Source organism: Collimonas fungivorans (genome assembly GCF_001584145.1).
Taxonomy (GTDB): Bacteria; Pseudomonadota; Gammaproteobacteria; order Burkholderiales; family Burkholderiaceae_D; genus Collimonas; species Collimonas fungivorans.
Genome location: NZ_CP013232.1, coordinates 1475639 through 1501263 on the forward strand (window position 1 = coordinate 1475639; position 25625 = coordinate 1501263).

Genomic DNA, 25625 nt, shown 5'->3' on the forward strand with positions numbered 1-25625 from the left:
CAAGAAAGAGCAATATGAAACGTATTAGTCTTACCCAGCATCTGATCGAACAACAACGTTTGCACAACAGCATTCCGGCCGAGCTGCGGCTGCTGATCGAAGTGGTCGGGCGCGCCTGCAAAACCATCAGCCACGCGGTCGGCAAGGGTGCGCTGGGCGAAGTGCTGGGCAGCGCCGACAGCGAGAACGTGCAAGGCGAAGTGCAGAAAAAGCTGGACATCATCTCCAATGAAATCCTGCTGGAAGCCAATGAATGGGGCGGCCACCTGGCGGCCATGGCTTCGGAAGAAATGGAATCGATACACCCGATCCCGAACCGCTATCCGCAAGGCGAATACATGCTGCTGTTCGATCCGCTCGACGGCTCCAGCAACATTGACGTGAATGTTTCCATCGGCACCATTTTCTCGGTGTTGAAGGCGCCGGACGGCATGAAATCGCCGACCGAGCAGGACTTCATGCAGTCAGGCCGCAAGCAGGTCGCTGCCGGCTACGCCGTCTACGGCCCGCAAACCATGCTGGTGCTGACTACCGGCAATGGCGTGCACTGCTTTACCCTGGACCGTGAAATGGGTTCATGGGTCCTGACCCAGCGCGACATGCAGATCCCGGCCGAGACCAAGGAATTTGCGATCAACTCGTCCAACGCCCGCCACTGGCACCCGCCGGTCACGCGTTATGTCAACGAGATGCTGGCAGGCAGCAGCGGCCCGCGTCAAAAAGATTTCAACATGCGCTGGATCGCATCGATGGTGGCGGACGTCCACCGCATCCTGAACCGCGGCGGCATCTTCATGTACCCGGCCGATGCGCGCGAACCGGACAAGCCAGGCAAGCTGCGCCTGATGTACGAAGCCAACCCGATGGCTTTCATCGTCGAGCAGGCCGGCGGCGCCGCTACCGACGGCAAGCAGGCGATCATGGATATCCAGCCGGAGAAACTGCACCAGCGGGTGCCGGTGTTCCTCGGCTCGAAGAGCGAAGTCGAACTGGTGACCCGTTACCATCAGGAATAAGCTGGAACCCGCTCCGTGAAGCCCGGCCAGGCACAACGCGAGGCGCTTCACGGGGCGTCATGACGGCAAAACGCCAGACCTAGTAGAATCGCACACTGCGGCAAAATTTATCCATAAAGACAAGAGGAACAGATTGAAAACAGCACTAATCGGAGATAAAGACGTCCCCGAGTTCGATCACGACATCATGACCAATCTGCTGATCACGTCGACAGAACTGAACGTCGTCAGGCAAGAGCAGATATTGCTCGGTATCCGCAATGCGAAACAGGAAATTTACCGTGTCATCGGCGCCTCCAGCAGCAAGCAATTCAACAATGCGGCGGAAGAGCTGGAAGACCTGGGTTTGAGCAATGAACTGGAAGAAGCCGATCGCGCCAAGAATGGCTACGATGCGATTTTCGGTTTGAGCGAGTAATTCCGGCCTGCAAGTACGGACGGCTACGATTGCTACTGCCAGCTCGGTGAGCTGGCAGGGCTGGACAGACAAGATGTCTGCCGGCCTTTGTTTTTCCTCTTTTTCTCCTTTGTCTTCCGGCATGGCGGGACCTGGCGGCTTTTCCCCGGCCAGCTTTTTCCTTCAATTTCCGCCTTTTGCTGATTGCTCCTATGCCGTGCTTTCGCTTAGGATCGCGATAACCCACGCCTAAGTACTGCATTTTTGACTTCATTATATTTCCATATAGAAATATAATGGCCGCTGCACTCAACTAGAGGAACTGAATAATGAAAGCAATCATTGCACTTACGGTGCTAACGCTCATTATCATGGCTGTGATTGCTGTGGTTACCCGGGAGAAGCAGGCGAAGCTGCAGAAGCGCCGCGAATACATCAAGAAAAAACCGATGTCGAACAACGAACAGATCATGTACTGGCGGCTGGTCGGCGCATTGCCGGACCACATGGTGCTGGCGCAAGTCGGGCTGAGCCGTTGCCTGGGCACCAAGGATAGTACCGGCCTCGACAGCCTGACGGCAAAGAACCTGGATTTCGTGATCTGCGATAAAGCCAGCGATGTGGTCGCGGTGATCGAGATAGACAACCGGAATCACAACAGCAAGACCGTCAGCAAAGACGACGAAAGAAAATACAAGGCGTTGAAAAAAGCCGGCATCGATATCATCCGGTGGCGCGCAAATTCACTGCCGAGCGAAGCTGACATCAGGGAGCGGTTCACGCTGCTGGACCCGAGCAAAAAATTGCGGATAGTCAAAAACAAGACCCATCAAACCAGCATATTCGGGATCGGCATAGGCAAATACCGCAACACCGGCGCCGGCTGAGCCGGGCAGGCTGCTTAGGTGCCGCTGCCTCAAGTCGTAATTACGCAGTTGCGGCCCTGGTCCTTGGCGCGATAGAGGCGTTCATCCGCGGCGCGGAAAATCGTGTCGATGGTGTTGCCGTCGCGGCCGAACTGCGATACGCCAATGCTGACCGTGAGTATCACCTTGGACATGACGATGTTGTCGAACACGGCATTTTCCGTGGCGGACCTGATGCGTTCGCCGATGGCTACCGCAACCTCCAGCGTGGCTTGCGGCAGCAACACCATGAATTCTTCGCCGCCCATGCGCGCCACGCTGTCATAGGGGCGGATCTCTTCCAGGCATTTCTGTACGAAACCCTGCAATACCTCGTCGCCTACCTGGTGGCCGTAGTGATCGTTGATGGCCTTGAAATTATCCAGGTCGAGGGCGAGCAGGGAAAACGACAGGTTATCGCGCCTGGACCTGGCGATTTCGGCATCTACCCGTTCGATGAAATGGCGGCGGTTGGAGGCGCCGGTCAAAGGGTCGGTCGAAGCCAGGTGCTCGAGCATGCGGTTGCTGTGCTGCAGTTCTTGCAGCGCGCTTTCGGTCCGGACCATCGCCATCGCCAGCCGATTCACCATTTCTTCCTGGTTGTAGATGCTGGAGAATGAACGGGTGGTATGGAATGCCTGGATGATGCCGTAGCTGAGGAAGAAGAATCCGCCGGCGAAGATGGCGTGGGCCAGCCACCACATATGGTTCCACGGGCGGCCGAGAATGAACGCCAGCGACGACAGGCCGAACAAGGCGATCGAAATGCCGAAGATCGTCATCAGTGGCGAGCGGATGCGTCCGGCCAGCATGAGGATGATGTTGACGGCGGAGAAAAACAGGGCGCCGCCTTCCATTGTCAGACGCACCGCGGGACTGCCCGCAATCGCCGAATAGGCGATAAACGCCACCGCGATATCGATCAGCAAAAACATCGCGATCCAAATCCGCCATGGACGCGGATTGGTACGCTGTTCGGGAGCGTCGGGTTCCTGATTGAAAGATAACAAGCCGATCAGCAGCAGGATCGCCATCGCCAGGCGCGATGCCGGACCGTACAGCAGGAACAGCCAGATATTGTGGTGCGCCATGCCGGTGAAAACGCCGTGCAGGGCGTAGATCAGGGTAAATCCTAAAAACCCCAAGGTCAGCCAGCGCAGCAGCGGCTCTCCCGACGACAGGTAGCAACGCCAGCTGACATAGGTGACAAATACGCCTTCCAGAGTCGCGGCGGCAATCGCGATTTCGTGGAACAGGTGGTCTTCGAATTTGAGTCCAGGGTCCTGGAAGAAATACAGGTAGGCGATCAGGATAGCCGGCGACAGTGCAAAGCCGGCAATTAACAGGCGCGCATAGATTTTCGTCACCCGGCGGATTGCTTCCGGCTGCCCGCCGATTTTTACGCTCATGTCCATATGCATCCTTACCGAGATGATGGTCCCATCATTAAACGGCGGCACGTCTGTTCACAAAACACCAATCGAGAGCAGCTTGCTGAAAGCAAGGTAACTAGTGGACTGCAACAACCACTGGTAACCTTATATCACGTAGGCCCTTGCGATGAAAGTGCTTGTTGGATTGATATTTAAAGCGCCAATCAAAGCAGCTGCCTGCCGCCCGGCTACCTATATCATGGTGGAAATTCAAAACGGAGCGCTGCCATGGTTGAACAGTCTGATAACGGTGAATTTGCCAGCTTGCGCGAAGAGGTTCGCCAGTTCGTCGCCGAGCGCGACTGGGATCAATTCCATACCCCGAAAAACCTGTCGGCTGCGCTGTGCGTCGAAGCGGCGGAGCTGCTTGAACATTTCCAGTGGCTGCCAACCGGCGGCGGCGACGAACTCGCCCCGGGAAAATTGCAACAGGTGCGGCATGAAATGGCCGATGTCCTGGTCTACCTGGTTCGGCTGGCCGATAAGCTCGATGTCGACCTGCGCGCTGCCGTGTCGGAAAAAATGGTTCTCAACCGGCTTAAATATCCTGCTGATAAAGTGCGCGGGGATGCGCGCAAGTATTCGGAATACAAGGATGCCTAGTGCCGCTTGACCAGCTTGCCGTTAACCAGGCTGGCGGTGTTCAGGCATTCTCCTTCTGCCCAGGTTTCTTGCAACGTGCTGCGCAGACTGCCCAGATGCTGGTGCTGCTCACGCAAGGTGTCCATCAGCTGCTCGATTTCCTTTAACCGGCCATCCAGCTTGCTTAGCAGATCGTCCTTGGACAGTTCCTCATTGCTGGCGAATACGCTGCGGATAACATCTAGCGAAAATCCCAGGCTTTGCGCCATCTGGATCCGGCGCAAGCGTTCGATGGCGGCGTCGGCATAGTCGCGGTAGCCGTTGGCGCCGCGCTCAGGTTTAGGCAGCAGGCCGCTTTGCTCGTAATAGCGAATGGCCGAGGCCGCCATGCCGGTTTTGTCCGCCAGTTCACCGATTTTCATATCGCTTGACCTTCAAGTTGACTTCAAGCTTAGCATACAGTATTCCTACTTTCCCAGTGTGCCCGTCATGACTTCAACCATGTTTTCATCTTTGCAACTGCCGAATGGCAGCACCTTGCCCAACCGCCTCGCCAAAGCCGCCATGGAAGAAAACATGGCCGACAGCGGCCAGTTGCCTGGCGCCGCCATCCACCGGCTTTACCGTGCCTGGGCCGAAGGCGGCGCCGGTCTCATCATCACCGGCAATGTGATGATCGACGGCCGGGCGCTGACCGGGCCGGGCGGCATCGTGCTGGAAGCCGATACTCCCTTGCAGCCTTTCAAACAGTGGGCGGAAGCGGCGAAGCGCAAGGGCGCGCAAGTCTGGATGCAGCTCAACCATCCGGGACGCCAGGTGATGGCCGCCATGGGCGGCATGGCGTGGGCGCCGTCGGCGCTGGCGCTGGAGATGGGCAAGCACAGCAAGCTGTTTGTGCAACCTAAAGCGATGAGCGATGCGGAGATCCAGGAAATCATCAAGCGCTTTGCCGCCAGCGCCGCCGCCGCCGAACGGGCCGGGTTCAATGGAGTCGAAATCCATGCCGCGCACGGCTACCTGATCTCTCAATTCCTGTCGCCCTTGAGCAATCAGCGCCAGGACGAGTGGGGCGGCAACCTGGCAAACCGGGCGCGCTTGCTGCTCGATGTGGTGCGCACTGTGCGGGCGACGGTCGCGCCCGGATTCTGTGTGGCGGTAAAGCTCAATTCCGCCGATTTCCAGCGCGGCGGTTTTAGCGAGGACGACGCCCGGCAAGTCATCCTCTGGCTTAACGATTTGCAGGTGGATCTGGTTGAGCTGTCCGGCGGCAGCTATGAAAGCCCGGCGATGCAAGGACGCACCGCGGACGGCCGTACCTTGGCGCGTGAAGCCTATTTCCTGGAGTTTGCCAAAGAACTGGCCGCCGTTGCCCACATGCCCGTGATGACTACCGGCGGCATCGGCCGCAAGGCGGTGGCGGAGCAGGTGCTGGCCAGCGGCGTGGCGGTGGTTGGCATGGCGACGGCGCTGGCGATCGTCCCCGATTTGCCGGCGCAATGGCTGGCTGGCGGCGACCAGACTGCCCGCAGTCCGCAAGTCGACTGGAAGGATCAGGTCATGGCTGCAGTGGCCCGCATGGCGCTGGTCAAGCGGCGCTTGCGCCTGCTAGGCGCCAGTCGCTCCGCGGCGAGCAATCATTCGGCGCTATTCAGTCTGATCATCGACCAGTTCCGCACGCGCCGGCTGACGCGGCGTTACCGGCGCTGGTCGCAGGCCCGGGCCTGAGTTTGAAACTGCGTGAAACCGCGCGCTACAAGCTGATCCTGCCGCGGCCGATTTCGATGACCTTGCCGCCCACCTGGATGGCACGGCCGGCGCTCACTTTCAGCCGCAGCAGGCAGGGGCGCTGTACAGCTTCGCCTTGCTCGATTTCATATTCCGCCGGCAGCGCATGTTCATTGGCGATCAGCCAGCCGCCAAGATTGGCGCAGGCCGATCCGGTACCGGGATCTTCGGCCACGCCGCCGCCTTGCTTGGAAAAGAAGTAACGGGACAACACTCGGCCCGGCCGGTCCGGATCGAAGGCAAACACGTACACGGTCTTGCGTTCCAGGCTGCTCTCGGGCCAGGCATCGAGATGTGCGCTGTCAGGGCTGGTACGGCGCACGGCGTCCGTGCTGCGCAACGCTACCAGCAACTGATCGGCCCCGGTATCTATCCATACCGGTGTGGCCAGCAGATCGTCTTCATTCAAACCTAGCAGCGCCGCCATCTCGGCTTGCGTCAAATTTGCCGGTGCGGTTTTCAGTCCGCCGCTTTGCGGCGCGGTGAGGGTCCAGACATCGCCTTGGGCAGATACTGGAACTACGCCGGCCGTGAACTCCAGTGAGAGTGTATCGCCGGTATTGAGAAGATCACGCACCACGTGCGCGCTGCCCAAAGTAGGATGGCCGGCAAACCGCATCTCATAACCGGGCGTAAACACCCGCACACGGGCAGTGGCGCGTTCCGACGGTAGGATAAACGTGGTTTCCGAAAGATTGAACTGCAGCGCCAGCGCCTGCATGGTGGCGTCGTCCATGCCGCGCGCATCTTCAAATACGCACAGCTGGTTGCCGCCGAAAGTGGATTCTGCAAAGACATTGAGAAGACGGAAGGCATAGGAGGTCATAAGAATCCTGCTGAGCTGACAAGCGTCTTATTCTAGCAGCGAGTGGACTGTAACAGCCAAATCGAGAGCGCTTGTCACGTATCCGACGCGCATGGCGGCGTTGCACATGCTCGCAATAGTCTCGCTATTGCTCCGCTGTGCGCCTTGCCCTGCACGTCGGATACGCGCCCTTCGCTCTCGATTTGGCTGTTACAGTCCACTAGCCTGCCTTATCGATCCAGCTCGTGGTGCTTCAGATATTCCATGTCTTGCAGCGGCGAGGCCCCAAACAGCCGGCGATACTCGCGGCTGAATTGCGACGGACTTTCATAACCCACCTTGAACGCCACCGTGGCGGCTTCGATGTTGCCGCCCAGGAGCAGCTTGCGCGCCTCCAGCAAGCGTATCTGTTTTTGATACTGCAAGGGACTCATGACAGTGATGGCCTTGAAACGGTGATGCAGGTTCGACACGCTCATGCTGACACGCTTGGCCAGCTTTTCGATCTGCATCGGTTCGGCGTAATTGGTCTTGATCCAGTGAATCGCCTGGTTGACCCCTTTTTCCTGGTAGTGGGCCAGTACGGTCTGGCCCAGCACGTCGCCATCTCTGGCAGTGATGAGGCGATACAGGATTTCCTGCTTGACCAAAGGCGCCAGCGCGGCCAGGTCCTTGGGCTTCTTCAGCAACCGCAGCAGGCGCAGGAACGCCTCCTGCAGTTCGGCATCCGATTCCTCCACATAGGCGCCGGCGCGCGAGTGAGAATTTTTTGGAATCGAGAGCTTGCTTTCGATAATCTGCGCAGCTATTTCCTTTGCATCAAGGTCAATCCTCACTCCAAGATAGGGCTGCGCAACAGATGCCTCCACCACCTGGCCTGAAATCGGCATATCGATCGCCGACAGTACGTAGCTGCCGCTCCCGTAGTGCGTGATCTCGGTTCCTATCAATACCTTTTTTGTCCCCTGCAGCACCAGGCACATTGACGGTTCCAGCATGCCTCTGCTGAGTTCGGTGGGACGGGTAAAGCGGATGAAAGTGAGATAGGGCAGGGCGGTGGCGACGTCGCGCTGTTCTTCAGGGACGTCCTCGAAATGACTCAGCACCTCGGCCCGCAGGAGGTCCAGCGGGCCGCAAGGGAGTACAGGGATATTGCCGTTATTGCGCATTTTCATTGCTTGTTTCACCGTGACCCATGACGGCTTTCGGCTCCAGGTAGGCTTCAAGCCCATATGTGCCGAATTCGCGGCCGATGCCCGACTGCTTGAATCCGCCAAACGGCGCTCTTGGTTCATCATACATGCCATTGATGAACACGCGGCCGGCGACGATCTGGGCAGCCACCTTGTTTGCCCTGCCGATGTCCGATGAACTGACAAAAGCGTGCAAGCCATAGACCGTATCGTTGGCGATATCGATGGCTTCCGCTTCGGTTTTGTAGCTCAGGATGGCGAGCACCGGCCCGAAAATTTCTTCTTTCGCGATTCTCATGTCCATGGTCACATTCGTGAACACGGTGGGTTGCACGAAGTAACCCCGGTCCAGGCCGGCTGGATGGCCGGCGCCGCCGACCAGCAGTTCCGCGCCTTCTTCCACGCCCAGGCGGATATAGCGTTGCACCCGGTCATACTGTGTTTGCGTGACCATCGGCCCGATAGCGGTATCGCTATTGCGCGGATCTCCGACCTGCAAGGCTTGCACCGCTTTTTTAACGAGGAATTTGACTTCCTCGAGGCGGCTTTCAGGAACGATCAGGCGGGTGCCGGCCATGCACGCCTGGCCGCTGTTGACAGTCGCGGCCGCTATTGCAATGGGGATGGCTTTTTCAAGATCGGCATCGTCCAGGATCACGTTCGGCGATTTGCCGCCGAGTTCCAATGTGACGCGTTTCATCGTTTCAACCGCGCCTCGCGCGATGGTTTTTCCGACATCGGTCGAGCCTGTAAACGAAATCTTGGCAATGTCGGGATGGCGGGTTATCTCCGCGCCCACCGTGGCGCCGCGCCCGGTGACAATGTTGAACACGCCGGCAGGCAAGCCGGCCGCGTGCAGGCATTCGGTGAGCAACTGGGTTTGCAGGGAGCTCAACTCGCTGGGTTTGATCACCGTGGTGCTGCCGGCGGCGATCGCCATGGCCAGCTTGCTGCAGATGAAACCGTAATTGGCGTTCCAGGGAGTGATGAGGCCGACCACGCCGAGCGGTTCCAGCACGACTTTCGAGATGCCGACATGCTTGACGAAATCGAAGGTCTTCAACAGTTCTTTTGCCTGAAGAAAGCTGTTGGCCGCACGCTGTGTGGTTGCATTGCTTATGCGATGCGGGCCGCCGTATTCTTCGATCATGGTGTCCAGCAGCTCGTCCGATCGCGCCGCCACCGCGTCGTGCAAGCGCTGCAGATATTCCATGCGCTGTTCTTTAGTGGTTTGCGAAAAACTCTTGTAGGCAGCTTTCGCCGCAGCAATCGCGGCTTGTGCATCCTGTTCATCCGCGAGCGTGACTTTGCCGATCACCGCCTTGGTCGATGGGTTGATGAGTTCAAGTACTTCAGTACCGTGGGGTTTGATGAATTTGCCGTTGATATAAATGTGGTCTACCGTTTTCATGGGATCTCCGTGGATGGGTGAAACGTTGATTCCATCTTAGGCGGGCAGGCAAGACGCGGGGTAGACCAATGCTGTGCGAGGATTGCCTGATTCTGCCGAAATCGAAATTTCGCAGACCACAATGTCGGCGTCCGCGAGGTGTGTGCAAATGACGTTTTGAGTGGCCCCGGCGCGGCATTCATATCAAATGCTGTCTCCGAATTCCAACAAGAGTGTTAATTCTTGCAAAGTCCTCGGTTTACCAATATTTCCTGTTGGTAATTAATGCACCTGGCCGTTATGATTTGATAAGATTTGCCATCAGGTAAAATATAGCGTCGTATATTGTTTAAATAACATTTATCGGTAACGGTTCAATTTCGAGGAACCCCGCATGAGCAGTTTGCCTCAATCCATCCTGGCCCTGGTGCAGGGCCGCCAGCATAACCGGATATTGCGCTTGTCCTTTCCGCACGGCGACGGGCCGCAGACCACATTGGTGGCGAATCGTCTTGAAGCCGAAGAAGGCCTGTCGCGCGATTTCGAATATACGGTTGAAGTGCTGGCAGATGATGCCAGCATTCCGCTCAAGGATATCCAGGGCAAGATGGTGACCATTGAACTGGTGCGCGGCGACGGCAGCCTGCGCTATTTCAACGGCTATGTCTTCGAATTCCGATTGGCCAAGACCGATGGCAGCGTGGCGTTTTACTCGATGGTACTGAAGCCGTGGCTGGCCTACCTCCGGCTCCGGAAAAATAATCTTCTGTTCCACGGCAAGACCTTGCGCGAGCAGACCCAGGACATCTTCAGCGATTACGGCAAGCATGCCGACTGGGATTCGCATGTCAAAGGCAACGACCTGCCGTTCACCATGGCCTGCCAGTTTGACGAATCCGATCACAACTATCTGCACCGCCGCTGGGAAGTCGCCGGCTGGCACTACTGGTATGAACATTCCGAGAATGGGCACCAGCTGGTTCTGTCGGACGATTCCACGCAAGCCGAAGCGATTGCCGGCAACAGCTCGGAAATCCGCTTCCAGCGCCACGCCGGCGCGCAGGAAGAAGACGCCATCGGCGAATGGACTCCGATACGGCAGATCGTCCAGTCGCGGGTCGCCTTGTCGGGATTTAATTTCAAGGCGCCGATCCCGGCCAACCTTGATATCCCCACCATCAACCAGCAAGGCGACGTGCTCGATGTCGAGTCATACGAATATGCGGGCGCATACGGCTTCAAGGACCGCCAGGACGGCGACGCCATGGCCAAGCGGCAGATGGAACAGATCGAAGCCAGCGGCAAGCATGTGGCGGCGGCAGGCAACAGCCGGTTCGCTGCGCCGGGGCGTTCGTTTCTGCTGACTGGCCACTTCAATCTCGGTGTCTCCGGCCAGGCGGAGGGATCGGGCAAGAACGAGTTCCTGATCGTCAGCGTGGTCCATAGCGCCAGCAACAATTATCTGCAACAGGCAGATCAGGCGGCTGCCTATGACAACCGCCTGATCTGCATCCGCAAGAGCATCCCCTGGCGTCCGGCGCGCGGTTTCAATAGCGTCGACACCAGGATCCAGGCGCCGCAGACGGCGACCGTGGTCGGGCCGGCCGGGCAGGATGTGTATGTCGACGAATTCGCCAGGGTCAGGCTGCAATTCCATTGGGACCGCATCGGCGTCAATGACGAAAAGAGTTCAGCCTGGGTGCGTGTCGCCAGTTCGTGGGCCGGCAGCGACCTCGGCGCCATCTCCACGCCGCGCATCGGTTCCGAATGCATCGTCCAGTGGCTGGACGGCAATCCGGATCATCCGATCATCACCGGCGCTGTCTACAACCAGCAGAACATGCCGCCATGGCAGCTGGCCGACCAGCAGGTATTGACCGGCTTGCGCAGCCGCGAGTTCGGCAACGGCGGCAGCGGACGCAGCAATCACCTGATCCTGGACGACAGCAACGGCAAGATCCAGGCGCAGCTGAAAAGCGATCACCAGCACAGCCAGCTTTCCCTCGGCAATATCACGCGCATTGAAGACAATGCCGGGCGCAAAGATTTCCGCGGCGAGGGATGGGAGCTGCGCACCGACGGCCATGGGGTCGCCCGCTCCGCCAAAGGCATGCTGATTACTACCGAGGCGCGCGCCAATGCGGCTTCGCATATCAAGGACATGAGCGAAACGGCACAACGCTTGTCGCAAGCAACAGATGGTCATCAGGCGCTGGCTGAATTGGCCGAGCAGAGCGGCGCCCAGGAAGCGCCTGCACAGCAAGCCAATGTTGCGCAGGCCCTCAAAGGCCAGAACCAGGCAATCCAGGGCGGCGCTGCCGAAGGGGAAGGCAGTTTCCCCGAGCTGGCGGCGCCGCACCTGGTATTGAGCAGCCCGGCCGGGATTGAAACGACGACGGCGCAGTCGATGCATATCGCCAGCACCCAGCATACCGCGATCAGTTCCGGCAAGAGCCTGTCGATCGCCAGCGGCGACAGCCTGTTCGCCAGCGTCGCTCAGACTTTCCGCCTGTTTGTCCACAAGGCCGGCATGAAAATGATCGCAGCGGCAGGTGATATCGATGTGAAGGCCTTGTCGAACAACATCAACCTGCTGGCCAAGCTGAACATCAGCGTGACTGCCGAGCGCGTCACCATCACGGCCAAGGAAGAAGTCCTGATCAACGGCGGCGGCAGCTATGTCAAGCACAATGCCGGCGGCATTGAATACGGCACCAACGGTCCGCACGTGGTGCATGCCGCGAGCCGCAGCTGGCCCGGACCGCAGAGCCTGCCGGTCAAGACCCAGCCGGACATCTGCGTCAGCTGCATGCAGGAGGCGAACCAGCAGGCCTCAACGTTGACCAAGCGTCTCTGAATGGATATCGCATGAGCGCTCCGTTACACGCAATTCCTGATTCGGCAGAATCGACGCCGCTGCACGATCCGCAGCAATTCCTGGACGAAGTCGCGCAGGCGCTAAGCCACGATTTGCGCATTCTGCTGCGGCCGCTGCGCAGCGCTCAGTGCTACGCGCTGGTCAACGCCGGACAATGCGCGCCAGGCAGCGTCGCCAAACTCGTCGCCGACCACGAACTCGATGCCGAGCCTTTGTTCGCGCATACGGCAGAGGAGGCTCATGTCGACCAGGGACCATGGCTATTGCGCCTGCCGTCGCAGCCTTCGGACGCTTTGTTGCTGAGGCTGGCTGCCGATGCCGGCAGTAAACAGGCCCTCAGCATGATCGCCAGCCCGCTGCGCAATCATGTACTGTGCGCCCACCTGCGCAGCTGGTTCAACGGCCTGCTGGAAGACAAATCGCAAGTGCTGATGCGTTATTTCGATCCGCGCATAGGCCTGGACATGGTGCAATGCTGGCCGCAACCGGTGCGCCAGCAATTCCTCGGCGCGCTGCAGTGGTGGGCCAGCTGGGACCACCTGTTCACGCCGCGGGCGATTCGCGGTGCGGCCCAGCCTCAGCCGGCTGCGTTAGAAGAACCGCTCGAAATCGGCGCCGAACTGCAGCTGGCGCTGGATCGCCTGAACCACGCCGAGCGGTTGCAGGCTCTGATCCTGAAAGAAGATACCGATCCCGGCGAGCTCGACCACATTGCACCACCCCTACTACGCGTGATTGCCCATCTCCAGCTGCAACGGGCCGAGCAGCTGGATTTGAACGAATGGGGCGACCAGCGGCTGCTGATCGCCCTCGGCCTGCGGATGCACCCGCAAGCTTGCGACGAGCCCCGGTTGAACGCTCTGCTGCACACCAGCGCCGCTGCAAAGGAATCGATCGCTGCCGTCATCGGGCGCATGCCTGCGGCGTATTGGGAAGAACAGCAGGCCGATGCGCCGCGCAGCCTGGCGCTCCTCTCTGAAAAAATACTGACCCCGTTACGCATGCGCCGCGCTGGAAACGCTTCCAGCCACCCGCTAGCGTCATTGGCCTAATACTTTTATCCGGACTCTTACATGGCTGATATCTCTTCAAGCGTAGCAAATGCATCCAGCGGCAAGAACCAGGCTCCCGGCGTTACCGAGTGCGAAAAAGATCCGCCTATCAGTGCTGTCATTCTTTATCCCAGCCTCGGCACGCCGTTGATCTTGGCGCCGGGGCAGACCAAGTGCAGCATTTTCCTGGGAGCGGCTGCCGAGGCGCGTACGCATTTCACCATCGACGAGAAGACCAAGCAGGCGCATACGATCCATTGCGCAGTTGATCGCCATCTGCGGCTGTATGACATCGCGAAGAAAGACACAAAGACCGATACTACCCAGGGTACGTTATTTGGCGATGGTAAGAGTTTTTCTCAGGCCAAGACCGCGATCAAAGGCTGGCTGGTGGGCGACTTTGCTGCCGGGGTGCTGATCAAGAATCGCTTTGGCCAGCCATTTGCGACGATTTCAACCCAGGCTGCCGCAGTGTATCGCGGTCTGGCACATGTCTACGAAATCGAGATCGACCTCACGCAAGGCCCGTTCAAAGATATAAATGAGCATGCTTTCAAGACATTTGCCTGGATGGTGGAAATCGATGCAGAGCATGCCCGTCATCGCGAATATCAAGGCGTCACCCACGTGGAAGGGCAGGATATGTATATCCACGATTTCCTGCATAACGCCAAGAACGTCGCCGCCAATCATTTCGCTGCTCCCTATGAATTCAATCTCGATAACTTTCAGGCGACGGGCCTGCCGGCGCAGAGAACTGATCGGCTGATGAGCTGGCACCCGGTAATTAAGGCCAAGAAAGAGATACTCAAGATAGGGCATCTGTCGGATGTACATGTGAACGTGCGCCATAACGCGCTGGCGCAATCGCCGGCGCGTATTGTTGAAGATGATGCCGCTGGCGCACTTGCAGGTAAAGTGGGGGGCAAAGTCTGTAATAGTTTCATCGCTCTTAAGGACTTGTTTGAGCAATTCGGTAAGGGTGAAGACCGAGCAGACGCCATCTTCCTGACTGGAGACCTGATCGACTTCAACCGTAATATCGATCCCGACAAGGTGGGAGGAACGATTGGCGATCAGTGGAAAAATTTCAACGTATTAGGAAAGCTGCCTGACGGAAATTTGTATAAACGGGGCATGGACGACATGTTGATGTATAGCTTGGTGCGGCACGCCTACCGTGAATTGGCATTGCCGGTATTTATGACCACAGGGAACCACGAGGCGTATGCAGTGCCCTATGGGATTAGCCCGCGCAAAGAAGGATGGGCTTTCGATCTTGGTGTGCTGGATGGAGGTGTGCGTACGCCGTTTAAATGGAATAGCAAGGAAGAGGCTATAGAAGCGCATCGCCGCAAACTTGAAGAGGCGAGTAAATGGGTCGCAGGAAAAGCGAACGAGGGGATAGCTGCCGACCACAACATGACGATTTATGAAGCAACTTTGGCTTACGGACCGACTTACACCCACGTGTGGACGACAAGCAATTTTGATAACGATAATTTTGACTGGTTTGGCGCCTTGTTCACCCCACTGTCTGATTTTGTCATCAAATTCGGATCACAAGAGGGTGTTCAACCCAAGCAGATTTTATGCGGGCTGGAATGGGGGCAAGGAGAAGAATACAAGAATCTCATGGGGTTGATCGGGGTTGGCTTACCGGACGCACAAAGTGCCGGGATATTGCCGCGTGCTACAGAGTCAATTAATAAAAATCAAAAATTGCTATTGGAGCAAGCGCTCACGACAAAAATGGCTGCAGGGAAGATCCCGATAGTGGTCGGGACGCACTTCACCATCATCAACTACAACAAATCACCGCTGTCGAAAAAGCTTAGTTTTACGCCCTATGACACTGGAACAGGCGCGATACGGGTTAACAGCGACGGTGCATTCAACGATGCCAATTTCGGCACTTGCGAGAAAAATCTACGCTGGTATTTTCAAACCTGCGTGTTCTCTCCATCTCCGCAGCGGGTCGACTATCATCTGTCGGGGCACAGTCATCGCTCTGCCGTTTATACGGCAGAAGAAGACAAGGGTTATGGTATTTTGATGAGCACTGCCGAGATCAGCCCGTTGGGCGATCCAGGATTTTTGAAGGCCAACGAAGTATCGATTAAAGCGTCAGCTAATCACACCAATTTTATTGTCAGCAGCTGCGGCGGGCCGATCGGTGTGCAAAACCTGAATGGGGAACTTAACGGCTGGACCTTGCGTCCGCCAAGTGGAACCTTGCTAGACGTCGGTAGCGGCACCATCAGGCAAATCAAGAGCAATGACCCTAAGAAAAATACTCAACCGCGCTTGTGCGTGGCGCTCGATTATCTGGCTGTCATGAGCCGCGACGATAAAGACATCAAAGTCCCGATTCTCTTTGAGTTTGCCGCAATGAAACCGGGACAGGCAATGTTTGCTGGCGAATTGGATCTCATATTGAGCGAACAGTTGCTGAAGATGGACTGCATCGCCTCCGTCAAGATTTGGGTATTTGAAAATGGCAAAGATGAAGAAACCGGTAAGAAAAAAAGAATCTGGCACTCTCTATCTCCAAAACTGACCTCGAACAGCCCAGGACTTTTTCGCCCCACTTCTGGCCAGAAGCGACTGAGTTTCAGCGAGGAAGATATAAAAAAACTGAACAGTGCAGTCAAGTCCAATGGCGGCATGTCGGTTGCGCAAGCCTTTTGTGAAATACAGCTAAAGAAACCGACGATTGCTACCGGACTCGACTGGAGCAAGGATATGAATTGCAGTGATCCATGGGTGTTTCCACTGGACTTTCGATTCAGGTCGACTGGGATGGGGCCGATGCCAGACGTGGGTAGGCCTCCGGGAGAACGTGGCGAGGTGCCGGATTGGGCATTCTTGGAAAACAATTTTGCGGACAGAGGTTACATCGGTGCAAAAATGGCTATCAGACCAAATAACAGATAATCGGATACTGCCATGACCACTCGTCGCCGTTTTCTAAGTGCAGCATTGGGAGCTGCAGTTTTTCCTATATTGACTGGATGTAAAAACATGAATAAGCAAAACATTCGTACGTTTGGCAAAACCTTTGACTATCTCAAGGATCCGATGCTTCGCCAAAAAGAAGTCGGGGATGTGTTATTGACTGTACAGAATGCTGAGTTTAGCGGCGAAAAATTTGAAGGCATGGAATGGCGCAATATCCGGTTTATCAATTGTGATTTTGCAGGCGCTTACGAAATAGCTCCACGAAAATTGACAGATGCGAAATTTGAAGACTGTCGTTTCACTGGAATATTGAGTTACGGAGTGACAGATAATGTCCAGTTCTTGCATTGCAGTTGGACTGGGCAATCGGTGATGTACGGAGAGAGGGGCAGCAAGAATACCTTATTCCAGGAATGCCAATTTTTTGGACCGGATGCAGACAAGAACCATTGGGGCGGGGTTGGCACAGATGGTGAGGCTGAATTTGTCAAATGCAAAGCCAAGTGGTTTGGTTTTAGCGGGCAAACCAAACTTTCAATCCGTGATTGCGAATTTGAAGACTCGGAAATCGACACCGACAGCTTCGGTAATAGCGGAGAAAATTTTCTTTCTTCCGCTGTCTTGATCGAGAACAGCAAGCTGCGCGGGAAATTCGAAATAATTAGCCGCCAATTGCAGTCGCTTATCATCCGCAACACTGCTCTCGACCACATCGATCTTTCTAACAGTACCGTCAAAGGCGATGTACTTATAGAGGGACTTGAGGCCGGCTTTGTCGATGCGCTTTTCGACAAAGCCGCGAGTCTGACGATACGCAGCAGCAAAGTGAATGGCAATGGACGCGATGTATTTCAAACTTCACCGGCCGGGATTGTGCGGATTGACATTGATGGCGTGACTTTTGGCAAAGGGGAGGAGCCGGTATTTATTGGCGGAGGATTTTCCAATAAACAGGAAATAGCGCGTGTTAATCAATATCTGCGCCTTCATAATTGCAAGATCCCTGTATTGGCATCGAATCATTTGAATACGGAAAACTTGATTCTTGATACTTGCGCCATCCAGGAAGCCAGCTTCAAGGAAAGCCGCATCAGCAGGCTGGACATCAAGAATACAAAGATCCTCGAAAGGCTTGATTTCACGAATACGCAAGTCGAAACGCAAGATTTGACAACATTGGCGCCGTATAAGGGACGCGTTGATAAACTGGACGGATCAAATGTAAAGCTGCCGGGTTAATGCGAACGAGTGGCTGATTCAGAAATTTTAGATCGGAAAAAATACGATGATGGAAACGAGTCAAGCGCAGGCAAGTTGGCTGAGTCTATTGCCGGTTCTACTGGTGCTGTTGGTGCTGGCATTGCTTGTGTGGATCGTCAAAACCGTCAGGTCGGCAAAAAAACAGGAATCGACCTTGCAAGATGAGAAGACCGACGTCCGCGCGTGGAATTGGATACTGCGTGGAATCGGCCTGTCGCTATTGGTTAGTATTGCCTTTATTGTATTGACCGTCCTCCTGGGCCGTTCCATCAATTCGGCTGCCGTCGCTCCCTTCATCCCGCCGCTGTTTACCCTGTTATTCATAGGATGGCGCCGAATGATGAGGATGGCGCCGGGGAGTGCTGAGCCTGCCGCTCAGGCCTCGCGCCCGAATACATGGATCTGGCTGCTGGTAGCGGTCGGACTATTCCTGTTTTTCTGGCTGGCGTCGGTGAATATCGTCTATGTTTTTTATCTGGCCTTGCCTGCGCTGATAATCGCCGCGTGGTATTGCGCCAGGCGGCAATGGCGAAAAGAGGCTTATCTAGCGGTCGGCAGCGCCATCGCCTTCCCGTTTGTGGGCATCGGCCTTATGGTGGCGATGAACGTATTGTCCATGTATTCTAGTTCTTACAGATGAGTTTCGGATTGCACGAGGCCGCGTAATTGCGAGCGCTGCCTGCTTGGCTTAACGTAGTTGCACTTTTTTTCAGGACAAATCATGGCTTTAAAAATTATCGTGGTGGGCGACAAAACCAGTCATGGCGGTCACGTGATCAGCGGATCTCCCACGCACAACATACTGGACAAGCCCATCGCACGGCTGGGCGATCTGGTCGAATGTCCGCTGCTCTATCCGGGTGGTATACCGCACGGCGTCAACAAGATCATCGAAGGACATTCGACGTTTATCCTTGACGGGATTCCCGTTGCGCTGGAAGGTCACAAGACCGAATGTGGCTGTACGCTGATCGGCAGTATCGGCGCCACTGTGGGATAAATCAAACCGTTCCATATCAAAACGTTTTTGAATGAAAAAACGCCACCGAGTCTGTTAAACAGATTCTGTGGCGTTTTACGTTACTTGTCAGGAAATCTCGTGGTGCCGGAGAGAGGAGTCGAACCCCCGACCTCTTCATTACGAATGAATTGCTCTACCAACTGAGCTACACCGGCACTACTTTTGCAAAAAACACATGCAAGAGTACAAATATATTCTAGCAGCAATCAATCACTAGGTTAATGCAATTCAATGCCCAGGCAGGGCGGCATCTGCATCCCGTTCCGGGCGGCAGCGATAAATCTCGCGGTAAGCCGCCAGCCGCGGCTGCAGTGCTGCGTGGCGTTGCGGGTTGGGAGTGAAAGTTTCACGCAACGGCGGTTTGGCGCAGATGACGGCTTCTTTTCCAGGCTGGTCGTTGGCAGCCAGCCAGGCCAGGCGGGCGGCGCCCAGCGCTCCGCCGGTTTCGCTGCCGATGTGGGTCACCATGCGCACGTTCAGCGCATCGGCGATCAGTTGCGCCCAGTAGGGACTGCGTGAACCGCCGCCTACGAGAGACAATTCCGTGACTTCGGTGCCGGCGGTGTGCAAGGCGGCAAGGCCGTCTGCCATGCCGAAGGTGACGCCTTCGATCACGGCGTAACCCAGCGCGGCGCGGCCGTGGGCGTGCGACAGGCCATGGAATACACCTTGTGCATAGGGATCGTTGTGCGGGGTACGTTCGCCCGACAGGTAGGGCAGGAACAGCGGTGCGTTTTCCAGCGCCGCCGAATCGAGTTCGGCGATTTCATTCAGCAACGTGGCTTCGTCGACGCTGACCAGCCGGCAGAACCAGCGCAGGCAGCTGGCTGCCGACAGCATCACGCTCATCTGGTGCCAGCGGCCGGGCAGGGCGTGGCAGAAGGCGTGCACGGCCTGGGCCGGATTGGGGCGGAAGCGGTCGTTGACGACGAACAGCACGCCCGAGGTGCCGAGCGATACAAAACCGTCGCCGGGATTCACCGCGCCTATGCCTACCGCACTGGCAGCGCCATCGCCGCCACCGCCGGCGACGATGACTTCTGGCGACAAGCCCCAGGCATCAGCCACTTCGGCCAACAGCGTGCCGGACGATTCTCCTCCTTCGACCAAGCGCGGCATGTGCGAGCGGCGCATGCCGGTCGCTGCCAGCAGTTCATCCGACCAGTCGCGCTTGGCGACATCGAGCCAGAGCGTGCCGGCGGCATCGGACGGTTCGGATACCTTGTTACCGGTCATTTTCAGGCGCAGCCAGTCCTTGGGCAGCAGCACCATCTGCATGGCGGCAAATACCTCAGGTTCGTGGCGCGCCAGCCATAGCAGCTTAGGGGCGGTAAAACCGGGCATGGCCAGGTTGCCGGCGATCTGGTGCAGTTGCGGCGCACGTTCGGTCAACTCGACGCATTCGCTGATGCTGCGCAAATCGTTCCATAAAATTGCCGGACGCAAGACGCGGTCTTGTGCGCCGAGCACTACAGCGCCGTGCATCTGCCCCGACAGGCCGATGGCGCGCACGGCGCGGAACTCTGCCGGCGCTTTTGCACGCAGCTTGGCGATGGCTTCGCCGGTGGCTTGCCACCATTGCCCCGGATCCTGTTCCGACCAGCGCGGCTGCGGGCGTGATACCGTGAGTGCGCTGCCGGCGTCGGCCAGCAGCTTGCCGGCCTGGTCCATCAGGACGATCTTGACTTCCGAAGTGCCCAAGTCGATACCGAGATACATATCTCCATCCTATTGTATTTTTATGTGTGGCTATTAACACAGGCGCGGCAACGGATGCTGTCAGCGCGGCATCCTGTCAGGTCTGCTGGGCAAGCCAGTTTTGTACATGCACCAGTGCTTCCCGCAACGGCAACTCAAGCTGCGGGCTGCCAGCTAGTGTGCCCCATAAGGCGGGATCGGCGCAATAGGCGCGCACCGGGTCGGCGCTGGCGAGCATGGTCCGGGTGGCGGATTCGTCGAAGATGCCGTCCTGATAAGCATAAGGCAGCTTGTTTTTTGCCCAGCGTTGCAGGAACAGGAAGAAAAGCGCCGGCAGGACCAGAGTGGCGTGCGGCACCGCGCCGCGCGCGATGCATTCCTGCAGGGTCGGTACGATGAAGCCGGGGATTTTGGAGAAACCGTCGGCCGCCACGCGCTGGTTGCTGTCCTGGATATTCGGATTGCCGAAGCGTTCCAGCACCACGTCGCGATAGTTCGCCAGGTCGAGCGGGCTCGGCGTCAGGCAGGGAATGACGTCCTGCGTGACATAGTCATAAGCCATTTTGCGGATATCCGGCCGGGCGCAGCCTTCATGGATATAGTTCAGTCCGACCAGCGTGCCAGCCCAGGCGATGCAGCTGTGGGTAGCATTGAGTATGCGGATCTTGGCTTCTTCATAAGGCAGCACCGAGCGCACCATTTCGACGCCGACTTTTTCCAGTGCAGGGCGGCCGGCGGCGAACTGGTCTTCGATCACCCATTGGATGAACGACTCTGCCATCAGCGCGCAGGGATCGGTGTGGCCGGTTGCCTGTGCCACGCGCGCCCTGACTTCTTCGGTAGGACGCGGCGTGATGCGGTCGACCATCGAGTTGGGGCTGCTGGTGTGGGCGCTCACCCATTGCTGCAGGGCGGTTTCGCCGCGCAACGCCAGGAACTGCAGCAAGCCGTCATGAAACCGCTCGCCGTTGTGGCGCAGGTTGTCGCAGTTGAGCAGGGTGACAGGGCCGCCGTTGGCCGCGGCGCGTGCGCGCAGGATGGCGGTCAGGGCGCCGTAGATGGTATTGAGTTCACCTTGCAGGTCGGCCGCCAGGTCCGGATTGCCGGTGTCGAGGCGATGCTGGTGGTCCAGGTAATAACCGGCTTCGGTGACCGTGAATGAAATGATTTTGGTGGTGCTCCGGGCGCCGAACGCTGTCAGTTCCAGCAGTGCTGCATCCCACGGCACGATGGTCTTGATCGAGCGGATCGTTTCGTAGTTGCGCACGCCACCCGGCGTCACGGTTTCCAGAGTATAGGCGCCGCCCTGGCGCTCCAGGGCATCCAGCAGCGGCGTCATGTCGTCACGGATGTTGGCCAGCGCCAGCGACCAGCCGATGTTGCTGGCATCGCCGGTTTCCATCAGATGGTGCAGGTATACCGCCTGGTGCGCGCGATGGAAGGAGCCTGCGCCGATGTGCAGCCAGGTATTGCCGGCGGCGTCGGTGGTGGAGGAAGTGGCTTGCATGGTGAGTCCTGAATAAATAATGGCGAACGCCGCTTTGGTAAATAATGGTTATGCCGTCTGTGCGGAGGCGGGATGAGTTTGTCCTGTAGCGGAGACAGTCGCATCCAGCCGGCGCAGGGCACGGCCGCTCTGGTCGAACAGGTGGCAGCGCTGTGGATCGGCCGACACGCCGATTTCGCTGCCGCGCTGCATGTCCACCGTATCGGCCACGCGCAGCACCAGCGGTTCTTCGGATGCCGTGGAATCGGCATACAGATAGGAAAAATCTCCCAGCGCTTCCAGCACGGTGAATTTTGCCTTCAGCATCGGATTGTGCGGATCGAGCATCAGGTGCTCGGCGCGTACGCCGATGCTGACCGGGTCGCCGATCTGCAGGCTGCTGCCGTCGACCGCAACCGACTGGCGGCCGCCGCTGGCCAGTTCGACCAGTACGCCGTGGGTGGCGATGGCCGCTACCTTGCCGTCGATGAAATTCATCTTGGGCGAACCGATGAAACCGGCTACAAAACGATTCGCCGGGTGATGGTAAAGCTGCTGCGGCGAACCAACCTGTTCGACCCGGCCGGCAGACAGCACCACGATCTTGTCGGCCAGCGTCATGGCTTCGATCTGGTCGTGGGTGACGTAGATCATGGTGGTCTTGAGCTGGTCGTGCAGCCGTGAGAATTCCAGGCGCATCTTCACCCGCAGGGCGGAATCCAGGTTCGACAAAGGCTCGTCGAACAGGAATACGCTGGGCTCGCGCGTGATGGCGCGGCCGATGGCGACACGCTGGCGCTGGCCGCCCGACAGGGCTTTCGGCTTGCGGTCCAGCAGGTGATCGATGTGCAAAGTCTTGGCGGCGCGCTGGACCGCGGTGTCGATCTCGGCTTTCGATTTGCCGGCGATCTTGAGGCCGAACGCCATGTTGTCGTACAGCGTCATGTGCGGATACAGCGCGTAGGATTGGAACACCATGGCGATGCCGCGCTTGGCCGGGGGCACGTCGTTCATGCGTGTGTCGCCGATGAACAGGTCGCCGCTGCTGATGTCTTCCAGGCCGGCGATCATGCGCAGCAAAGTGGATTTTCCGCAGCCGCTGGGGCCGACAAAGACGACAAATTCGCCATCCTCGATGTCGAGGTTGATGTCGCGCATGACTTCATTGTCGTCGTAGCTCTTGATGAGGTTTCTGATCGTTACGCCTGCCATGATGGTCTCCTTCTGTTTTGTTCGTAGATCGCGGCCACGGATGGCTGCGACGCAATAGAATTAAGCGGCCTGTTTGCCGAGCAGTTCTGTCAATTGCTGCATGTCGTCGAATATCCGTTCGGCGCCGGCTGCCAGTAGTCGGGCGCCGGCTTGCTTGCGGTCATGCGCGACGCCGGTGAAGCCGATGACCCGGATGCCGGCGGCTACCGCCGAACGGACGCCGGTGATGCTGTCGTCGATCGCAATGCATTGCTGCGGCGCCACGCCAAAGCCGGCAGCGGCAGCCAGGTAGACGTCCGGCGCCGGCTTCGGGCTGCCAAGGTCGTGACCGCTGTGGATATGGCCGGTGAACAGGTCCAGCAAATCGCAGCGCCGCAAGCCGGCGTGGATGCGGTCCAGGCTACTGTTGCTGGCGACCGCTTTCGGCAAGGCGATCGCCGCCAGCGCTTCTCTGACGCCGGGAACCGGATTGACTTCTTCGCTGCAGGCACGGCCGACCGCGAGGTTGATCGCCTCGTAGTCCGCTGCAGCCAGGCCCAATTTGAACTCGCCGTCGACTTCATCCAGCAGCAGGTTGGTCATCATGCCCAGCCGCTCGGCGATGGCGCTGTGCAGCGCCGGTCCGGCCTGCAACATGGACGGCGGCAAATACGGCGTCAACTCGCGATGCAGGACAGTGAGAGCGATGCTCTCGCTGTCGAGCAAAACGCCGTCGCAATCGCAGATAAGGTGAGTGATATGTGAGGTCATGGTTAGCCTCACTTCACCGCGCCGAAAGTAAGGCCGCGCACCAGCTGCTTTTGCGCCAGCCAGCCGAGCACCATGATCGGAGCGATCGCCAGCAGCGAGGCGGCCGACAGCTTGGCCCAGAACAGTCCTTCCGGATTCGAGTAGGAGGCGATGAAGACGGTCAGTGGCGCACCGCTGACGCTGGTCAGGTTGATGCTCCAGAACGCTTCGTTCCACGACAGGATGATCAGCAGCAGGGCAGTCGAGACCAGCCCCGGCATGGAGGTCGGCAGCAGCAGGTATACCATTTCCTGCCAGGCGTTGGCGCCGTCGATGCGTGCCGCTTCCAGGATTTCCTTGGGCACGTCGTTGAAATAGGTGAACGCCATCCAGACCGCGATCGGCAGGTTGATCAGGGTGTAGATGATGGTCAGGCCGGTCACCGTATCGAGCAGGCCGGTATTCTTGGCCAGCAGGTAGATCGGGATCAGCACGCCGACGGCCGGCATCATCTTGGTCGACAGCATCCACAGCAGCAGCTTCTGGGTCCGTGCGGTGGGGAAGAACGCCATTGCATACGCTGCCGGCACCGCGATCAGCAATGACAGGATGGTCGAGCCGAGCGAGACGATCAGCGAATTGCCGACGAAGTTCATGTAATTGCTGCGCGCCATCACTTCATGAAAGCTTTCCAGCGTCGGCCAGAAGATCAGTGTCGGCACGTAAGCCTGGTGCTCGGTCTTGAAGGCGGTGATGGCAACCCAGAAGATAGGGAAGAACAGGATGATGGCGCAGACCCACGCCAACAGTCCCAGCCACAGGCGGTTTTTATTTTTAGCGCTCATTTTTCGTTCGCTCCTTTCAGGTTCTTCGCCATCATCCGTACCAGGAAGAACGACACAATATTGGCCAGGACCACGGCGATGATGCCGCCGGCCGAGGCGATGCCGATATCGAACTGCTGCAAGCCGATCGAATACACCAGGTAAGCCAGATTGGTGGTGGCGGTGCCAGGGCCGCCAGCGGTCGTGGTGAAGATTTCAGCAAAAATCGACAGCAGGAAAATGGTTTCGATCATGATCACCACCGTGATCGCGCGCTTGAGGTGGGGCAGCACGACATACCAGAACACCCGGATCGGCCCGGCGCCGTCCAGCTGCGCGGCTTCTTTCTGTTCCAGGTCGAGCGACTGCAATGCTGTCAGCAGGATCAGGAAGGCGAACGGAATCCACTGCCAGGCGACGATCATGATCACCGACAGCATCGGATATTCGGCTAGCCAGTCGATCGGCTCCAGGCCGACCAGGCGCATGGCCCATGCCAGCAGGCCGTAGACCGGATGCAGGATCATGTTTTTCCAGATCAGGGCGGCAACGGTCGGCATCACGAAGAACGGGCCGATCACCAGCAGGCGGGCGATGCCGCGGCCGAAGAACGGCTGGTCGAACAGCACCGCCAGCAGCGTGCCGGAAACCACGCTGATGACCAGCACCGAGCCGATCAGCAGCAGCGTATTGAGGATCGATGGCCAGAACGCCGGATCGTTGAACAGGAAAGCGTAATTGTCCAGCCCGACAAAACCGGTTGCTTCCGGCATCATCAGGTTGTAGCGGATGACCGAGAAGTACAGCGTCATCGCCAGCGGCACTATCATCCATAACAGCAGCAGGAATACCGAGGGCGTTTGCAGCAGCCGCACTGGCTTGAATTTGCTGGCGTTTGGCCGTGCCGGCGCGGCCGCGTTGGCGACCTGGGCGGAAGGAGTCGACATGATTTACCTCTTACATTATTGCGCGCCGATTGGCGGGGGTAGGGTGGGCAC

Annotated in this window: 21 protein-coding genes, 1 tRNA gene and 1 pseudogene; 11 read left to right on the forward strand and 12 right to left on the reverse strand. The window is 57.8% G+C overall.

Annotated elements, in window-relative coordinates; translation table 11 throughout:
* Positions 1-14: 14 nt before the first annotated feature.
* The 3 genes from CFter6_RS06365 to CFter6_RS06375 all read left to right on the forward strand — a co-directional run bounded on the left by CFter6_RS06365 (position 15) and on the right by CFter6_RS06375 (position 2300).
* On the forward strand, positions 15-1016 hold the full coding sequence (locus CFter6_RS06365; RefSeq protein ID WP_061539211.1) for a class 1 fructose-bisphosphatase: 1002 nt from the start codon (positions 15-17) through the stop codon (positions 1014-1016).
* A gap of 133 nt (positions 1017-1149) precedes the next feature.
* Positions 1150-1434, forward strand: coding sequence for a hypothetical protein (locus tag CFter6_RS06370; RefSeq protein WP_150118661.1), 285 nt, complete (start codon positions 1150-1152; stop codon positions 1432-1434).
* Positions 1435-1742: 308 nt separating this feature from the next.
* On the forward strand, positions 1743-2300 hold the full coding sequence (locus CFter6_RS06375; RefSeq protein ID WP_082814635.1) for a DUF2726 domain-containing protein: 558 nt from the start codon (positions 1743-1745) through the stop codon (positions 2298-2300).
* Between the two features lie 29 nt (positions 2301-2329).
* On the opposite strand, the gene CFter6_RS06380 is transcribed toward CFter6_RS06375, so the two are convergent.
* Positions 2330-3733 carry a GGDEF domain-containing protein gene (locus tag CFter6_RS06380; RefSeq protein WP_061539214.1) on the reverse strand — a complete coding sequence of 468 codons (1404 nt, stop codon included), beginning with the start codon at positions 3731-3733 and terminating at the stop codon, positions 2330-2332.
* 246 nt (positions 3734-3979) lie between these two features.
* On the opposite strand from CFter6_RS06380, the gene CFter6_RS06385 reads away from it, so the two are divergent.
* Positions 3980-4354 carry a nucleotide pyrophosphohydrolase gene (locus CFter6_RS06385; RefSeq protein WP_061539215.1) on the forward strand — a complete coding sequence of 125 codons (375 nt, stop codon included), beginning with the start codon at positions 3980-3982 and terminating at the stop codon, positions 4352-4354.
* Here the strand turns inward: CFter6_RS06385 and CFter6_RS06390 are convergent.
* Positions 4351-4755, reverse strand: coding sequence for a MerR family transcriptional regulator (locus tag CFter6_RS06390; protein ID WP_061539216.1), 405 nt, complete (start codon positions 4753-4755; stop codon positions 4351-4353). The genes CFter6_RS06385 and CFter6_RS06390 overlap by 4 nt on opposite strands.
* Before the next feature lie 79 nt (positions 4756-4834).
* Here CFter6_RS06390 and CFter6_RS06395 point away from each other — a divergent pair, with 79 nt between their 5' ends.
* Positions 4835-6058, forward strand: a complete 1224-nt coding sequence (locus CFter6_RS06395; RefSeq protein ID WP_061539217.1) for an NADH:flavin oxidoreductase/NADH oxidase family protein — start codon at positions 4835-4837, stop codon at positions 6056-6058.
* A 25-nt stretch (positions 6059-6083) separates the two neighbouring features.
* On the opposite strand, the gene CFter6_RS06400 is transcribed toward CFter6_RS06395, so the two are convergent.
* From CFter6_RS06400 to CFter6_RS06410, 3 genes are all read right to left on the reverse strand, one after another.
* Complete coding sequence (locus CFter6_RS06400; RefSeq protein ID WP_061539218.1) at positions 6084-6944, reverse strand: PhzF family phenazine biosynthesis protein; 861 nt, start codon at positions 6942-6944, stop codon at positions 6084-6086.
* A gap of 209 nt (positions 6945-7153) precedes the next feature.
* Positions 7154-8098 carry an AraC family transcriptional regulator gene (locus CFter6_RS06405; RefSeq protein ID WP_061539219.1) on the reverse strand — a complete coding sequence of 315 codons (945 nt, stop codon included), beginning with the start codon at positions 8096-8098 and terminating at the stop codon, positions 7154-7156.
* Positions 8082-9527, reverse strand: a complete 1446-nt coding sequence (locus tag CFter6_RS06410) for an aldehyde dehydrogenase family protein (protein ID WP_061539220.1) — start codon at positions 9525-9527, stop codon at positions 8082-8084. Before CFter6_RS06410 ends, CFter6_RS06405 begins: the two co-directional genes overlap by 17 nt.
* 373 nt (positions 9528-9900) lie before the next feature.
* Here CFter6_RS06410 and CFter6_RS06415 point away from each other — a divergent pair, with 373 nt between their 5' ends.
* From CFter6_RS06415 to CFter6_RS06440, 6 genes are all read left to right on the forward strand, one after another.
* Positions 9901-12363, forward strand: a complete 2463-nt coding sequence (locus tag CFter6_RS06415) for a type VI secretion system Vgr family protein (RefSeq protein WP_061539221.1) — start codon at positions 9901-9903, stop codon at positions 12361-12363.
* Between the two features lie 11 nt (positions 12364-12374).
* Entirely contained in the window at positions 12375-13436 is a 1062-nt protein-coding gene (locus tag CFter6_RS06420; RefSeq protein ID WP_061539222.1) for a DUF4123 domain-containing protein, read from the forward strand.
* Between the two features lie 21 nt (positions 13437-13457).
* Positions 13458-16373 carry a metallophosphoesterase gene (locus CFter6_RS06425; protein WP_061539223.1) on the forward strand — a complete coding sequence of 972 codons (2916 nt, stop codon included), beginning with the start codon at positions 13458-13460 and terminating at the stop codon, positions 16371-16373.
* Between the two features lie 12 nt (positions 16374-16385).
* Positions 16386-17636, forward strand: coding sequence for a pentapeptide repeat-containing protein (locus CFter6_RS06430; RefSeq protein ID WP_150118662.1), 1251 nt, complete (start codon positions 16386-16388; stop codon positions 17634-17636).
* A gap of 46 nt (positions 17637-17682) precedes the next feature.
* The gene (locus CFter6_RS06435) at positions 17683-18297 is read left to right on the forward strand and encodes a hypothetical protein (RefSeq protein ID WP_061539225.1); all 615 of its coding nucleotides are present in this window, start codon (positions 17683-17685) and stop codon (positions 18295-18297) included.
* An 81-nt stretch (positions 18298-18378) separates the two neighbouring features.
* Entirely contained in the window at positions 18379-18657 is a 279-nt protein-coding gene (locus tag CFter6_RS06440) for a PAAR domain-containing protein (RefSeq protein WP_061539226.1), read from the forward strand.
* Between the two features lie 100 nt (positions 18658-18757).
* Here CFter6_RS06440 and CFter6_RS06445 read toward each other — a convergent pair.
* The 7 genes and pseudogenes from CFter6_RS06445 to CFter6_RS06475 form a co-directional block, all read right to left on the reverse strand.
* Positions 18758-18833 (reverse strand) — tRNA-Thr (locus tag CFter6_RS06445).
* Between the two features lie 73 nt (positions 18834-18906).
* Entirely contained in the window at positions 18907-20397 is a 1491-nt protein-coding gene (xylB, locus tag CFter6_RS06450) for a xylulokinase (protein WP_061539227.1), read from the reverse strand.
* A gap of 76 nt (positions 20398-20473) precedes the next feature.
* On the reverse strand, positions 20474-21883 hold the full coding sequence (gene dalD, locus CFter6_RS06455) for a D-arabinitol 4-dehydrogenase (protein WP_061539228.1): 1410 nt from the start codon (positions 21881-21883) through the stop codon (positions 20474-20476).
* 48 nt (positions 21884-21931) lie between these two features.
* Positions 21932-23074: a sn-glycerol-3-phosphate ABC transporter ATP-binding protein UgpC gene (gene ugpC / locus CFter6_RS06460; RefSeq protein WP_061539229.1), complete on the reverse strand. Its 1143-nt coding sequence runs from the start codon at positions 23072-23074 to the stop codon at positions 21932-21934.
* A 60-nt stretch (positions 23075-23134) separates the two neighbouring features.
* Entirely contained in the window at positions 23135-23824 is a 690-nt protein-coding gene (locus CFter6_RS06465) for an HAD-IA family hydrolase (RefSeq protein ID WP_061539230.1), read from the reverse strand.
* An 8-nt stretch (positions 23825-23832) separates the two neighbouring features.
* Positions 23833-24615, reverse strand: a pseudogene (locus tag CFter6_RS06470) (carbohydrate ABC transporter permease); the annotation flags it as partial.
* A gap of 29 nt (positions 24616-24644) precedes the next feature.
* On the reverse strand, positions 24645-25574 hold the full coding sequence (locus CFter6_RS06475; RefSeq protein WP_061539232.1) for a carbohydrate ABC transporter permease: 930 nt from the start codon (positions 25572-25574) through the stop codon (positions 24645-24647).
* Between the last annotated feature and the right edge of the window lie 51 nt (positions 25575-25625).

What these genes read in the sequence shown, in the direction of transcription:
- ugpC (WP_061539229.1), bottom strand. Translation starts at nt 23,074, where the DNA reads ATGGCAGGCGTAACGATCAGAAACCTCATCAAGAGCTACGACGACAAT.
- CFter6_RS06385 (WP_061539215.1), top strand. Translation starts at nt 3,980, where the DNA reads ATGGTTGAACAGTCTGATAACGGTGAATTTGCCAGCTTGCGCGAAGAG.
- CFter6_RS06475 (WP_061539232.1), bottom strand. Translation starts at nt 25,574, where the DNA reads ATGTCGACTCCTTCCGCCCAGGTCGCCAACGCGGCCGCGCCGGCACGG.
- CFter6_RS06420 (WP_061539222.1), top strand. Translation starts at nt 12,375, where the DNA reads ATGAGCGCTCCGTTACACGCAATTCCTGATTCGGCAGAATCGACGCCG.
- CFter6_RS06465 (WP_061539230.1), bottom strand. Translation starts at nt 23,824, where the DNA reads ATGACCTCACATATCACTCACCTTATCTGCGATTGCGACGGCGTTTTG.
- CFter6_RS06395 (WP_061539217.1), top strand. Translation starts at nt 4,835, where the DNA reads ATGTTTTCATCTTTGCAACTGCCGAATGGCAGCACCTTGCCCAACCGC.
- CFter6_RS06415 (WP_061539221.1), top strand. Translation starts at nt 9,901, where the DNA reads ATGAGCAGTTTGCCTCAATCCATCCTGGCCCTGGTGCAGGGCCGCCAG.
- CFter6_RS06390 (WP_061539216.1), bottom strand. Translation starts at nt 4,755, where the DNA reads ATGAAAATCGGTGAACTGGCGGACAAAACCGGCATGGCGGCCTCGGCC.
- CFter6_RS06425 (WP_061539223.1), top strand. Translation starts at nt 13,458, where the DNA reads ATGGCTGATATCTCTTCAAGCGTAGCAAATGCATCCAGCGGCAAGAAC.
- CFter6_RS06365 (WP_061539211.1), top strand. Translation starts at nt 15, where the DNA reads ATGAAACGTATTAGTCTTACCCAGCATCTGATCGAACAACAACGTTTG.
- xylB (WP_061539227.1), bottom strand. Translation starts at nt 20,397, where the DNA reads ATGTATCTCGGTATCGACTTGGGCACTTCGGAAGTCAAGATCGTCCTG.
- CFter6_RS06440 (WP_061539226.1), top strand. Translation starts at nt 18,379, where the DNA reads ATGGCTTTAAAAATTATCGTGGTGGGCGACAAAACCAGTCATGGCGGT.
- CFter6_RS06400 (WP_061539218.1), bottom strand. Translation starts at nt 6,944, where the DNA reads ATGACCTCCTATGCCTTCCGTCTTCTCAATGTCTTTGCAGAATCCACT.
- CFter6_RS06405 (WP_061539219.1), bottom strand. Translation starts at nt 8,098, where the DNA reads ATGAAAATGCGCAATAACGGCAATATCCCTGTACTCCCTTGCGGCCCG.
- CFter6_RS06380 (WP_061539214.1), bottom strand. Translation starts at nt 3,733, where the DNA reads ATGGACATGAGCGTAAAAATCGGCGGGCAGCCGGAAGCAATCCGCCGG.
- CFter6_RS06435 (WP_061539225.1), top strand. Translation starts at nt 17,683, where the DNA reads ATGATGGAAACGAGTCAAGCGCAGGCAAGTTGGCTGAGTCTATTGCCG.
- CFter6_RS06430 (WP_150118662.1), top strand. Translation starts at nt 16,386, where the DNA reads ATGACCACTCGTCGCCGTTTTCTAAGTGCAGCATTGGGAGCTGCAGTT.
- dalD (WP_061539228.1), bottom strand. Translation starts at nt 21,883, where the DNA reads ATGCAAGCCACTTCCTCCACCACCGACGCCGCCGGCAATACCTGGCTG.
- CFter6_RS06375 (WP_082814635.1), top strand. Translation starts at nt 1,743, where the DNA reads ATGAAAGCAATCATTGCACTTACGGTGCTAACGCTCATTATCATGGCT.
- CFter6_RS06410 (WP_061539220.1), bottom strand. Translation starts at nt 9,527, where the DNA reads ATGAAAACGGTAGACCACATTTATATCAACGGCAAATTCATCAAACCC.